The following is an 11,984-nucleotide window of genomic DNA, read 5'->3' on the forward strand; positions in this document are numbered from 1 at the left end:
TGCTCCGAGCGCCCTGGCTCTCCCGTGTGCTCGCACGCCCGTCGGGCACGGCCCGCGCGTGCGTGCTCGTCGCCCTGCTCGGCGCGACCGGGGTCGCGATCCTCGAACTCGTGCGGGAGCAGACCGGTACGGCCGGCTTCCTCGTAGGCCTCGGCCTGGCCCTGCTGCCGGTACCGCCGCTGATGGCGGCGTTCCGGTGGCTGGGCCGGGCGGCCCCCGGCCCCTGGCGGCAGCTGCTGTTCTGCTTCGGCTGGGGGGCCTGCACCGCGGCGCTGATCGCGATACTGGCCAACAGCTTCGCCACGGAGTGGATGGCCGAGGCCGCCGACCCGTCCGCCGCCGACCTCCTCGGCTCGGTGGCGGTGGCTCCCGTCGTGGAGGAGTGCGCGAAGGCGGCGGCCCTGTTCGCCGTGTTCGCCTTCCGAAGACCGCCGTTCGCCGGCCCGGCCGACGGTTTCGTGTTCGCCGGGTTCACGGCGACCGGTTTCGCCTTCACCGAGAACGTCCTCTACCTGGGCAACGCCTTCGAGGAGGACCTGGCCAAGGGCGCGGGCGCCCTGGACTCGGTGACCGCGGCGACCTTCTTCGTCCGGGTCGTGCTCTCCCCCTTCGCGCACCCGCTGTTCACCGTGCTCACGGGCCTCGGCTTCGGCATGGCCGCGTTCAGCGCCCGCCGCGCCCGCCGGACCGGGCTCCCGCTGCTCGGCCTCGCCCTGGCCATGGCGGCGCACGCGGTGTGGAACGGCTCGTCCCACGTGGGGAGGTACGGGTTCTACTGGGTCTACGGCTGCGTGATGGTCCCGGGGTTCGGGCTGCTGCTGTGGCTGGCGGTGCGGCTGCGGCGCCGGCGTCTGCGGGCCGTCGCCGCCGAGCTGTCGGTGTACGCGGCGGCGGGCTGGATCGGCCCGGCGGAGGTGCCCGCGCTGGCTTCGATGCCGGCCCGCTCCCTGGCCCGGGCCCTGGCCCGCACCACCGGGGGCCGTCCCGCCGCCCGGGCGGTGTCCCGTTACACGGCGGACGCCGCCGCCCTGGCCCTGCTGCGCCGGCAGGCCCGGCACGCGGGCCCGGACGGCTACCCCGGTTTCGCCGAGCGGGAACGGGAGCTGCTGCGCCGGCTGTGGCTGCGCCGGGCGACGGCCGCGCCGGCCCTGGCCCGGGCGGCGGTGCTGGAGGAACTGCTCCCGCCGCGCTCCGGCCCGCCGGCCCCGACCCACGCCCGCCACGCGCGGCGGGCGGTCCCGGTGGCCGTACCGGCCCCGAGGCGGGCGGAACTCTCCGCGTCCCCGGTATGACCCCTGGCCCGGCTCAGACGTCGAGGCCCCGGGCGGTCAGCCAGCTCAGCGGGTCGACCGTCGAGCCGCCCTTGCGGACCTCCAGGTGCAGGTGGGCGCCGGTGACGTTGCCGGTCGCGCCGACCCGGCCGATGGTGTCGCCCGCCCCGACCGCGCCGGAGGTCACCGCCATCGAGGACAGGTGGCAGTACCAGATCTCGGTGCCGTCCTGGAGCCGGAGCACGATCCGGTAGCCGTAGGCGCCCGACCAGCCGGCCGAGACGACCGTGCCGCCGCCGACGGCCTTGACCGGGGTCCCGGTCGGCGCTGCGAAGTCGAGGCCGGTGTGGTGGCCGGAGGACCACATGGAGCCGGAGTCGCCGTAGTGCGAGGTGAGGGTGTAGGAGGAGGTCGGCAGGGACCAGCCGCCGGAGGCCTTCACCGAGGAGCCCCCGCCCGGGGCCGCGTCCGCCGCCGCCTTGGTCTCGGCCTGCGCGGTGGCGGCCTGGTCGGCGGCCGCCTTCTCCGCGGCGGCCTTCTCGGCGGCCGCGCGGGCCGCCTCGGCCTCCCGGTCGGCCGCTTCCTTCTTGCTGCGGGCCTCCTGCGCGGCGCTCTCGCGCGCGACCCGTTCGGCTTCCGCCCGCGCCTGGGACTCGGCGGCGTCCTGCTGGGACTCGGCCTGCTGGAGGATGCGGTGGCGCAGCGCCTCGCCCGCGTCCCCGTGGGACCGGGTCGGGGCGGCCTGCTCCCCGTCGGCCTGCTGGGGCACGGTCACGGAGTCGGCCTGGGCGGCGGCCCCGGCGCCGTGGTCCCCGCCGCCGAGCAGGTCCGGGAGGGAGGGCACGGATATGGCCACCTGGGGGCGGTCCTGCGCGGTGGCGATGCCGCCCGCGCCGACCGCCGCGATCACGCCGACGCCGAGGACGGTCGAGCTGCGGGCGAGTCCGCCGCGCGACTTGAGGACCCGGTGCTTGCCGCGGAGCGGACGGGCGGAGTCCTCCGTGGGATTCCACTCGCCCCAGGCACCCGCGCCGGGCGTCTCCTGGAATTCGATGCCTTCGGGGGCAGGCGAGTTGGAGGCCACGGGGCCACGCTCCTCAGGGACGAGAACGCACACGGGTGCCGTCGTGCCGACGGCTGGACGACCGCGCTGCGTTATCAAACGGTAATAGACGCAGGGGAGTGATTCCAAGCTGACGCGAATGATCGTTAACGCCAATCAGCCACTCCCTGAACAACTTTGGCCGCCGCATAAGCCGCTTCCCTCGACAATGAGTGCAAAAGGGAAGCCACTCCCCCATCACTCCAGCCACAGCGGCCAAACGACTGTCCGTCAACCGTCTTGCGCAGAGCGCCTCATGGGCTACGCGCCGTGACCTTCCCCGTCCTCTCGGGGCACCACCGGGACCGTCCGCCTCCGCTCCGGCTGCCCCTCCCCCGCCCGCCCCACCGCCAGCAGGGCCATGTCGTCGGTCGCCCCGCCGCCCGTGTGCCGGCGCACGTCGCTGCTGAGCGCGCTCAGCACCTCGTCCGGCCCGGGGAAGACCCGCCCCCGCAGCCGGACCGCCGGGTCGTAGAAGGCCCCCGTCCGGTCCCGCGCCTCGGTCAGTCCGTCCGTGAACAGGAGCAGGGTGCTGCCGGGCGGGAACGGCCACTCCCCGGCCGTGTCGGGCCGGCCCTCGGCCAGCTCCCCCAGGCCCAGCGGCAGCGCGGGCTCGGCCGGGGCCAGCACGGCCAGGCCCCCGTCCGCGTACAGCAGCAGCGGCTCGGGGTGCCCGCGGTTGACCAGCCGCAGCAGTCCGGCACCGGGCGGGATCTCCCCGAGCACGCAGGTGGTGAACCCCTCCACCGCGTCCAGGCCGTCCCGCCGGGTGCCCTCGCGCGCCAGCGCCCGCTCCAGCCGCTGCGCGACCCCCTCCAGGGTCGGCTCGGTCTCCGCCGCCTCCCGGAAGGCCCCCAGCACCACCGCGACGGCCTCCACCGCGCCCAGCCCCTTGCCCCGCACGTCACCCACCGCGAGCCGGACCCCGTACGGGGTGTCCTGGACGGCGTAGAGGTCCCCGCCGATGAAGGCGTCGGCCTGCGCGGCCTCGTACCGGGCGGCGACGTGCAGCCCGCCGATCCGCTCGGCCGGGGTCGGCAGCACGGCCCGCTGGGCGGCCTCGGCGATCCCGCGCGCGGAGGCGAGCCGCTCCCCGCTGCGCCGGACCACCCGGTTGATCAGCAGGGCCAGCCCGGAGACGGTCAGCACGGTGACCAGCTCGGTCAGCGCCTCCGCCTTCCAGCTGGTGCCGTTGTAGAAGTGCAGGCCCACAACCGCCGCCGAGGAGGCGATCCCGGTCAGCGCGGTCGCCCCGAGGCTGAACAGCGGGGCCGCGACCAGCGGGGCGGCGGAGAAGAAGGGGGAGCCCGTGAAACTGGGCGGGGTCAGTACGTCGAAGACCAGACCGAGGAGGATCAGCACGAACGGCAGGACCCGCACCACCCGCCGGGCGGCACCGTCCGCGTTCCCACCGTCGCCCTGCCGGCCCAGCCCCACGCCGCTCTCCTGCCGCCCGGAAGCCCCGCCCCTCCAGGCTGGCCGCCCGGGCCCCGCCCGGCGACCGGACCGGCCCGGTCGGGTGACGGCGGATACGACGAAGGCCCGGATCCATGGGATCCGGGCCTTCACCTCTAGTAGCGGGGACAGGATTTGAACCTGCGACCTCTGGGTTATGAGCCCAGCGAGCTACCGAGCTGCTCCACCCCGCGTCGGTAAACCCAACTCTACTGCATCCGGGGGACGCGTCTCGCCAATTAACCCACCCCACCCCCTCCAGAACAACATCACCGCAGGTCAGAGCCCTGAAAGGAGCTCGTGCCCGCACCCGGGCGATCCCGGGCACGGGCACGATCAGCGGGGTTCCGGAAGGATCAGGACCCCATGTCGCTCTTGGCGAGCCCCTTGTCCGTCGCCCGGAACGGGCCCGTGGCCACCGTGGTGCGGCTGACCAGGTTCCACGGCACCTGGTCACCCACGGCGGTGGAGCCGCAGTTCAGGACCACCCCGCGGGCGGAGCACTGGAGTTCGTACACCAACCCGGCCGTGGTGATCACCTTGAAGTTCGCGTCCGACCCATGGGTCGTGACGGTGGCGTCGCAGACCGTGGCGGGGTCCGGGTAACCGGGGTTCTGCGCGGGGTTGGTGAGGTCTTCCTGGAAGTAGCTCGTCAGCGCGTTGGTGCGGCGGTGACCGCCGAACGCACGGCCGTTGACCAGGAAGACGGCGACCTCCTCTGCGCCATTGGCGGTGCTGGAGTCGATGGCGTTCCCACAGCCCCCGGGACCGGTGGCACCCGTAGCGCCCGTCGGGCCGGTCGGGCCCGTCGGGCCGGTCGGGCCCGTCGGGCCGGTGTCGCCCTTCGGTCCCTTCGGACCCCGCGGGCCGCGCGGCCCGCGCTTGCAGTCGTCGTCGTGGCCGCCGCCCGCGACCCCACGGGCGGCCGCGGCGTGGTCCCCGTCGTCGTCGTGGTCGCGCTCGTGCTCCTTGCACCGGTCGCCGCCGGCCACCGCTGCCGACGACGCCGGCAGCGGGCTCGCGCCGTACGCCAGCGCCGGGGTGGCGAGGCCCAGCACCACGACGGCCAGCGATGCCACCGCGCTGCCTGCGAGATACCTCCCCTGCTGGGGGAGGGGGCCGAGACGGGATGCGGTCCTCTTCTCAGGACTCATGCGTGTTGCTCCTTGTGGAACCGAAGTGATGGGTCCGGAAGCGCCTGATTGAGCCTCCTTTCACATGATCTGACCGGCATGGCCATACTCGGCGGCAGGCGCGCGGCGCCGTCAGCGCGATGGCCCATCACAAAGGGACCGAAGGGGTGTTCCTCCGGCGTGTCGCCCGCGAACGACCCGTCAGGTTCCGGCCGGCCCCGGCCCACGCACGAAGCGCCCCTCCGGTCGGAACCGGAGGGGCGCTTCGGGGCAGGACGGAGGGGATGCCCCCGCCTGCGAGCGGTACCGAAGGCATGCTCTATCTGCTGTTCATCGGCATCCTGGTCTTCGTGGCGGCCTTGGTCTACCTGGGCATGCGCGGGCGTCGCTCCGGACGCCGACACGTCCGCTGAGAAGACGCAGCCTGTCGTCAGGTCACCTTTCCGCACTCGGCCTGTGCTGCGGGGATAGCGGTGGGTGACCCTTCGGGATGCGCTTGGGTGGAGGCGCTGTTTCGCTGGTGAAATCCGCTCTCCCCAGATCCCAGGAGTGATCATGAGCGTTGCAGGCGAGTCCGGCAGCCGTGCCCAGCAGATGCGTGACCAGGCGCAGAAGATCGAGCAGGCCGCGGAGCGTGCCACCGACCCGGCGGAACGCCAGCGGCTGAAGGAAAAGGCCCGCCGGATTTTGGACCAGAGCAAGAAGGAGAGCGAGCGGGGCCTCGGGGACGTCGACCCCATGTGACGGCCATGCACCTGCACCGGCCGGTGGCTGCCCACGCGATCTCTCTGCGTGAGGGAGACACCGGCCGGTCTCGTGCGTCGAAGCGCCCACAGCCAGACGGCACTCTTCGCGGGTCTGGCCCGCTGGTCAGGTGCTGAGCAGGCGGTCGAAGAAGGATCGGTACTGGCGCAGGGCCAGGCGCAGGTCCTCGGTGGCGACCTCTTCGCCGCGGTGCCATTGGCCTTCGAGGCTCTGCTTGTGGTCGGCGAAGGTGGTGGCGAGCAGCTGCATGACCTCGGCGACGAGCCCGTCTGCCGCGAGCACCGACTGCTTTGGGTCGTCGACGAATCCCTGCTGGACCTGCTGCCACCGGGTACGGAGGCCTTCCGCCTCCTGGGCCCCGAGGAGCGGGGCGGTATCGGGCTCGGGCGCAGCGTCCGGCTCGCCTCCGGCCTCGTCCGTGATCCTGGTCCTGGGCGCTGCCCCCTCGCCTTCGGGTTCTGCCGTCAGGCCATCGTCCGGGGGCTGTTGCGGTGCTTCTGTCCGGGGCCGGGCGATGTCCTCGGTGGACAGCGTCTCTCCGGCGGGCTCGGCGTACTCGTCGTCGCGCCCGTATGGTCCTTCTCTCTGCATGTCCCTTCACCTCCGTGCGGTGGCGAACGGTTGCTTGCGGCTGCTGGCGCTCAGTGGCGTTCTTCATCCGGCGAAGCGGTGTCGTCCTTCAGTAGTTCCTCGAACAGCGCCCGGTAGTGGACCATTGCGCCCCGCAGCTCTTCCGTCGTGGTGTCCCTGGACCCGGCCCGCCCCTTGACCTCATGCGCGATGCGGTAGTGGTCCAGGGTCCGGGAGTGTTCGACCGAGAGGTCCCGCTTCTGCTGCTCGAAATTCTCGGTCGGGTAGCCACGCTCGCTCATGAGCGTGGTCACGAGGCGGTCCGCCTCACCCACAGCCTGGTCGGGGCTGTCGACGAAGTGCTCCTGCACGCTGGCCCAGTCCCGGGCGTACCGGTCCCGGACGGTGGAGGGCAGAGGCCTGATCTCCAGCGCCTCATGCCGCTCCTCCCTCTCCTTGAGGTCGCGCTCGGCCGCTCCGCGGCTCTGCCCCGCCTCGACCGTGCGGTCATATTCGGGCCCGAACTGCTCCCGCAGGTGCCGGCGCCGGGTCATGGTCCGCATGGTCAGCGCGACGGCGGCCAAGACCAACACAGCGGCCACGATGATGACGATGGTCCACATCGCATCCTCCACTCATTGACAGCGCACACAGGCAGCCAGAACTGGGGCGTACGAGCGTCACCGCCGCGGGTGCCGTCCTTGGTGTGCCACATTCCAGAATTTCACATATCACCCGAAATGTGCTCTGAGCGGGCGGTGGACGCGGTGGTGGCAAGCAGGTCAGTGGGCCGGGCGTCGGCGGCGCAGTACCGACCTCACGGCGAGGTAGAGCACGTCGGCGGTCAGGAGCAGTACGCCGGCGGAGACCAGGTACAGCATGCCTTCGACGGTCGCGCCGACGATGATCAGCACGATCGAGGCGGTCAGCAGGAGGTGGAACAGGGCCATGGTGTGATGCCTCGGTTCGCGGATGCGAGTGCCGGAGGCGCGGCAGGATGGCCATGGCGGCCGTTCTGTGTGCGTCCTCGGCGTCGGGGGTCGTGCGGGAACGGGGATGCTCCCCGCGCGGTGGAAGGGGCGGCTACCAGTAGTGCCGTCGACCGCCGACCTTGTGTCCGACGGATCCCAGGATCCACAGGATGACGCCGATGACGACCAGGACGATCCCGATGGTCCACAGGATGGAGATGCCGACCACGTAGCCGACGACCAGCAGGATGACTCCCAGGACGATCATGATGTCCGCCGATCTCACGGAGTGATGCAAAGCCTCTGTTCCCAGGGTAGATCGGCCCTCTGGCTGTGGCTTCCCGGGCAGGACAGTCCTACCGTGGAGAGACAGCGAGCGTACCTATGGAGCGCGCCATGCTCGTCATCCTCGGACTCATCCTCTTGATCGCCGCGCTGGTCGTCGGCGTGACCGGCGTCGTCACCAACGACGGCGGCGCCCACGAGCTGACCGGTGCATTCTCCGTATTCGACTACCACGTCACCGGCTCCACCGGCACCCTCTTCCTCTACGGCATCGTCGTCGGGGCCGTGGCCATGCTCGGACTGAGCCTCCTCCTGGCCGGTGCCCGCCGCACCTCTCGCCACGGCCACGACGCATACCCCAGACGCACGGCGCGCCGCGAGACGGCCGCGGCCGGCCGCGAAGATGTCGTAGACCAGCGCGGCAGCCCCCGCCCGCAGACGACGAGCGCGCGAGAGCCCAACCCGGAAGGCGAGCGCCGCAGGGGGCTCAACCCCTTCAAGCACCGATCCGAGCCTCGGTAGGCCGGCAGGTCGATCGCTGGCCAACCAACCGCCGGGTGTGCCCCTGGACGGGGGCATCCCTTGGCAGATGATGACGAAGGGTGGCGACCTATGAGTATCGGCAAGAAGATCGCGCACAAGGCCGAAGCGGTCAAGGGCGGCGCCAAGAAGACCGTCGGCCGCGTGACCGGCAGCTGGCACCTGCGGGCCGAAGGCCGCAGCGACCAGGCCAAGGGCAATGCCAAGCAGGCCGGGGCGAAGATCAAGGACGTTTTCAAGCACTGACCACTGCGCCGGCCCTGCCGGCCTCACGGCAGGGCCCCGGAGGTGCCAGGTATGGCCATAAGGAACGGCAGTGCCGCCCAGGCCGGATCCCGCGGGCGGCGCGTGTCCAACAGCCGTGTCATGGAGGTCCTGTCCAGGGTCGGACTCTCCGCGCGGGGTGTGATCTACGTACTGGTGGGGCTGCTGGCCGTGCAGATGGGGTTCGGCGGCGACAGCGGCAAGGAGGCCGACCGGTCCGGCGCGGTGCGGACCATCGGCGAGCAGCCGTTCGGCCGGGTGTTGTTGTGGGCGCTTGTGGTGGGGCTGGCGGCGATGGCGCTGTGGCGGCTGTCCGAGGCCGCGTTCGGGCAGGCGGTGACGGGCGGTGACAAGTGGACCCGGCGCCTGGGCTCTGCAGGGCTGGCGGTCTTCTATGCCGTGATCTGTTTCGGCGTGGTGCAGACCGCGCTGGTCGGCGGTTCCGCCGGGGGCCGTCCCGGCGATGAGACGTCGAAGGACTACACCGCGAGGGTGCTGGAATGGCCCTATGGGCGGGTGCTCGTCGGTGTGGTCGGAGCCGTCCTGGTCATCGTCGGCGTGGTGATCGTGGTGCGCAGCCTGATGCGGAAGTTCGAGGAGAATCTCCGGACGGACGAGATGAGCCCGGTGACGCGGCGGGTCGTCGCGTGGCTGGGCATCGTCGGCGGCGTGGCGACCGGTGTGGTCGCGGCGGTGGCCGGGCTGTTCGTCCTGCTGGCCGCGGTGCGGTTCGATCCCGGCGAAGCCAAGGGCATGGACGCGACGCTGCGTTCGTTCGCCACCACACCCGCCGGACCCGTGCTGCTGATCGCCGCGGCGGTGGGCCTCCTGCTGTTCGGCCTCTACTCGTTCTGCGAAGCCCGCTGGCGCAAAGCCCCTGAGCACGGCACCTCGGCGGAGCAGCCCACCCGGGCCCCGGGCCCGGAGGCGCGCCCAAGTGCGCCGTAGCAAGGGGATCTCGCCCGATGCCGTGGGCCGCTTGTCTCCGTTCGGGCGCTTGCGCAGCGCGATCCGCCGCTCGCGGGCCGGACGCAGGTGGGGGCGCGGCAGCGGCATCGACCTGTCTCAGCTTTCACTGGGGTTCGCGGCGCTCGGATTCCTGACACTGGTGCCGCTACTGATCGTCGTGTCGGCGGCCGATCCGGCGAGCGGACGGGGATTCGCGCAGTGGCTGGGAGACGGGCTCGGCGTCTCCACAGCGGCCAGAGGGGAGATCGAGCGGTTGTTCGCCCTGCCGGGCCAGGCATGGCGGACCACGACGGCATTCGGCCTCGCCGTCCTCGCCGTATTCGGTCTGTCGTTCGGTGCGGCGATACAGAGCGGCTACGAGAAGATCTGGGATCTGACCCCGGCCCGCTGGTGGGCCAGGTGGCGGCACGTGCTGTGGCTCGCCGTCCTCATCGGCATCCTCTTCCTGTCCGCGATCACACCCCTGTGGCGGGAATCCTCGGCCCGCGGCGTGGTCACGGTGCTGAGCGGCACCCTGTTCTTCTGGTGGTCCCAACGGATCCTGCTCGGCGGCCGCGTCGCCTGGGCCACCCTGCTGCCCGGGGCGATCGCCACCATGCTCGGACTGCTCGGCCTCAGACTCTTCTCCCGGCTCGTGTTCTCACCGCTGATCGCATCCAGCGCCGTCTCCTACGGCCCGTTCGGAACCGTCCTGGTCATCCAGTCCTGGCTGGTCGGCGTCGGCGTCGTCGTGTTCGGCGGGGCGCTGGCCGGCCGACTGCTCCACGACGAGCTACCCCGCCTGGCACGGACGCTGAAACGGCGAGGGTGAGGCTCGGACCTACGCGCACCACACTGACTCGACTGCCTAGCCGGGCTTGGCACAGTCCGCCGGGTGCGGTGATCAACAGTGCCGCGTCGCGACGTCGACAGCGTGTGCGGTTCCATTCCTCAGGGCCGGCGTCAGGCGGGACCCCAACTCCTCGAAGACCGGCGGGAAGACGACGTTGCGTGGCGGGGTGCAGTGGAGCAGGTGCTCGCGGGAGGTGAGGGTGAGGAGCCGTGTGGGCTGCCTCTGGAATCCACTGATAGCCAACGGTGCCTGACGCCGCACCCCCACTGGCACGCCGATGCAGGATGCGGGTACGCGATCGGGAGTTCCTTGCCCATGGCCTGATGAACCGGAACTGGCGGCTGGAGACGGCTGCCGGGACGTACGCGGTGAAGTAGATCACTGACGTTCCTCTGCCGAAGGTCCACCGGAATCTCGCGGTCCTGGTGGACCTGGCTCGTGAGGGCATTCCGGTGCCGAAGCCCCTGCCAGCCGATGGTGGGGAGCTCGTGGCGGAGGTTGGAGGCCACGGCTACTGCGTCCTGCCCTGGGTGGACGGCGAGCACGTTCAGGGGACCGACCTCACGCTCGATCAGGCCCGCGATCTCGGGGCTCTCCTGGCCGTACGCCCTCTTCCACCTCTCCGGCACCCGCGGCCTGCGCCGGGGCGAGTGCGTCGGCCAGGACTGGTCCGACGTCGACCTGGACGGCGGGCAGATCACGCCGGCCAAGGAGATCGTGGTGGACGGCTGGGATCCGTACGAGTCCGCACCGAAGGCGGACGGCAGCGCCAGCACCATCGCCCTGGACAGCCTGAACGTCGCCGCGCTGCGAGAGCACCGCGCCCGCCAGCTGAAGGAGCGGAAGAAGTGGGGGAAGGCCTGGCAGGACACCGGCAAGGTCTTCACCCAGGAGAACGGCGCCTGGCTCCACCCGGAGACGGCCTCGGAGACCTTCCGGCAGATACTCGCCCGCACCGATCTCCCGCCGATCACCCTTCGTGATCTACGCCACGGCTCGGCCACGCCCACCCACGGCGGTGGCGGCGACCTCCACACGATCGAGGAGACGCTCCGGCACTCCACGATCACGCTGACTTCGGACACGTACACGAGCCTGCTCCCCGAGGTCGACCAGGCAGCCGCAGAAGCGGCGGCCCAGCTGGTACCTCGTGCCCGCTCGTCCGCCTCCTGACCAGGGCATGACGGACCGTCCGCTCACGCATCGCTCACGCGCGGGCCCGGAAACGACTGAGCGCCCCTTCCGGCCGAAACCAGAAGGGGCGCTCAGTGCCAGGTCAGAGGGGGTTTCCCTGCCTGGGAGCGGTAGGCCATGTCGGACTCGAACCGACAACCAACGGATTAAAAGTCCGCTGCTCTGCCAATTGAGCTAATGGCCCTCCATGTGCTCACCCCAGAGCATAGCCGCAGCGGGGCTGCTGGCCGATCGGGTATCGCCGGGTGTGCCCCCGGCGGTTTCCCGCCACGGGGTGCGGCTGGGGTGAAAGCGGCCGGAAAAGGGCTCGGCCCCCACCGCACCGGGGTGCTGTGGGGGCCGATTCCGTGTCAGGGAGTGCTCAGGCGTCAGCCGTTGCGCTTCCAGCGGGGCTTGTCGTCGCGGCGGGCGCCGAAGCCGTTGCCGCCGCCGGAGGGCCGGTCGTCACGACGGAAGCCACCACGGTCACCACGGTCGTCACGGTTGAACCCGCCCGAGGGACGGTCGTCGCGGCGGAAGCCACCACCGGACGGACGGTCGTCGCGACGGAAGCCGCCACGGTCACCGCGGTCGTCACGGTTGAAGCCACCCGACGGACGCTCATCGCGGCGGAACCCACCCGACGGACGGTCG

14 protein-coding genes, 2 tRNA genes and 2 pseudogenes are annotated in these 11,984 nt (G+C 71.6%); 8 read left to right on the top strand and 10 right to left on the bottom strand.

All coding sequences use genetic code 11. From position 1 onward, the window contains the following. Positions 1–26: 26 nt before the first annotated feature. Positions 27–1,292: a PrsW family intramembrane metalloprotease gene (locus ACFY0O_RS36385; protein WP_388955182.1), complete on the top strand. Its 1,266-nt coding sequence runs from the start codon at positions 27–29 to the stop codon at positions 1,290–1,292. Between the two features lie 13 nt (positions 1,293–1,305). On the opposite strand, the gene ACFY0O_RS36390 is transcribed toward ACFY0O_RS36385, so the two are convergent. The 4 genes from ACFY0O_RS36390 to ACFY0O_RS36405 all read right to left on the bottom strand — a co-directional run bounded on the left by ACFY0O_RS36390 (position 1,306) and on the right by ACFY0O_RS36405 (position 4,982). Beyond that, positions 1,306–2,355, bottom strand: coding sequence for a M23 family metallopeptidase (locus ACFY0O_RS36390; RefSeq protein WP_388955083.1), 1,050 nt, complete (start codon positions 2,353–2,355; stop codon positions 1,306–1,308). 279 nt (positions 2,356–2,634) lie between these two features. Beyond that, positions 2,635–3,810: a PP2C family protein-serine/threonine phosphatase gene (locus ACFY0O_RS36395; RefSeq protein ID WP_388955085.1), complete on the bottom strand. Its 1,176-nt coding sequence runs from the start codon at positions 3,808–3,810 to the stop codon at positions 2,635–2,637. 138 nt (positions 3,811–3,948) lie between these two features. Beyond that, a tRNA-Met gene (locus ACFY0O_RS36400) sits at positions 3,949–4,022 on the bottom strand. Positions 4,023–4,184: 162 nt separating this feature from the next. Beyond that, positions 4,185–4,982, bottom strand: coding sequence for a hypothetical protein (locus ACFY0O_RS36405; RefSeq protein ID WP_388955088.1), 798 nt, complete (start codon positions 4,980–4,982; stop codon positions 4,185–4,187). Positions 4,983–5,245: 263 nt separating this feature from the next. Here ACFY0O_RS36405 and ACFY0O_RS36410 point away from each other — a divergent pair, with 263 nt between their 5' ends. Beyond that, positions 5,246–5,374, top strand: coding sequence for an LPXTG cell wall anchor domain-containing protein (locus ACFY0O_RS36410; RefSeq protein ID WP_388955091.1), 129 nt, complete (start codon positions 5,246–5,248; stop codon positions 5,372–5,374). Between the two features lie 142 nt (positions 5,375–5,516). Further along, entirely contained in the window at positions 5,517–5,705 is a 189-nt protein-coding gene (locus tag ACFY0O_RS36415; RefSeq protein WP_314244616.1) for a DUF6381 family protein, read from the top strand. 126 nt (positions 5,706–5,831) lie between these two features. On the opposite strand, the gene ACFY0O_RS36420 is transcribed toward ACFY0O_RS36415, so the two are convergent. From ACFY0O_RS36420 to ACFY0O_RS36435, 4 genes are all read right to left on the bottom strand, one after another. Next, positions 5,832–6,317: a hypothetical protein gene (locus ACFY0O_RS36420; RefSeq protein ID WP_388955094.1), complete on the bottom strand. Its 486-nt coding sequence runs from the start codon at positions 6,315–6,317 to the stop codon at positions 5,832–5,834. A gap of 50 nt (positions 6,318–6,367) precedes the next feature. Next, complete coding sequence (locus ACFY0O_RS36425) at positions 6,368–6,919, bottom strand: hypothetical protein (RefSeq protein WP_388955097.1); 552 nt, start codon at positions 6,917–6,919, stop codon at positions 6,368–6,370. Between the two features lie 159 nt (positions 6,920–7,078). Beyond that, positions 7,079–7,246, bottom strand: a complete 168-nt coding sequence (locus tag ACFY0O_RS36430) for a hypothetical protein (RefSeq protein WP_388955099.1) — start codon at positions 7,244–7,246, stop codon at positions 7,079–7,081. Between the two features lie 133 nt (positions 7,247–7,379). After that, on the bottom strand, positions 7,380–7,535 hold the full coding sequence (locus ACFY0O_RS36435; RefSeq protein ID WP_388955185.1) for a DUF6131 family protein: 156 nt from the start codon (positions 7,533–7,535) through the stop codon (positions 7,380–7,382). Positions 7,536–7,663: 128 nt separating this feature from the next. Here ACFY0O_RS36435 and ACFY0O_RS36440 point away from each other — a divergent pair, with 128 nt between their 5' ends. From ACFY0O_RS36440 to xerC, 5 genes and pseudogenes are all read left to right on the top strand, one after another. After that, a complete protein-coding gene (locus tag ACFY0O_RS36440; protein WP_388955102.1) occupies positions 7,664–8,074 on the top strand; it encodes a hypothetical protein in 411 nt (136 codons plus the stop codon). A gap of 90 nt (positions 8,075–8,164) precedes the next feature. Beyond that, positions 8,165–8,338, top strand: a complete 174-nt coding sequence (locus ACFY0O_RS36445; RefSeq protein ID WP_388955104.1) for a CsbD family protein — start codon at positions 8,165–8,167, stop codon at positions 8,336–8,338. A gap of 120 nt (positions 8,339–8,458) precedes the next feature. Next, the gene (locus ACFY0O_RS36450) at positions 8,459–9,304 is read left to right on the top strand and encodes a DUF1206 domain-containing protein (protein WP_388955106.1); all 846 of its coding nucleotides are present in this window, start codon (positions 8,459–8,461) and stop codon (positions 9,302–9,304) included. Between the two features lie 49 nt (positions 9,305–9,353). After that, complete coding sequence (locus ACFY0O_RS36455) at positions 9,354–10,136, top strand: YhjD/YihY/BrkB family envelope integrity protein (RefSeq protein WP_388955187.1); 783 nt, start codon at positions 9,354–9,356, stop codon at positions 10,134–10,136. Between the two features lie 624 nt (positions 10,137–10,760). Beyond that, a pseudogene (gene xerC / locus ACFY0O_RS36460) lies at positions 10,761–11,390 on the top strand (tyrosine recombinase XerC); the annotation flags it as partial. Positions 11,391–11,462: 72 nt separating this feature from the next. On the opposite strand, the gene ACFY0O_RS36465 reads toward xerC, so the two are convergent. Together ACFY0O_RS36465 and ACFY0O_RS36470 are read right to left on the bottom strand one after the other, a co-directional pair. Beyond that, positions 11,463–11,535 (bottom strand) — tRNA-Lys (locus ACFY0O_RS36465). 184 nt (positions 11,536–11,719) lie between these two features. Beyond that, a pseudogene (locus tag ACFY0O_RS36470) lies at positions 11,720–11,984 on the bottom strand (RNA helicase); the annotation flags it as partial.

The sequence above is a fragment of the Streptomyces sp. NPDC001594 genome (genome assembly GCF_042893675.1).
Lineage (GTDB): Bacteria > Actinomycetota > Actinomycetes > Streptomycetales > Streptomycetaceae > Streptomyces.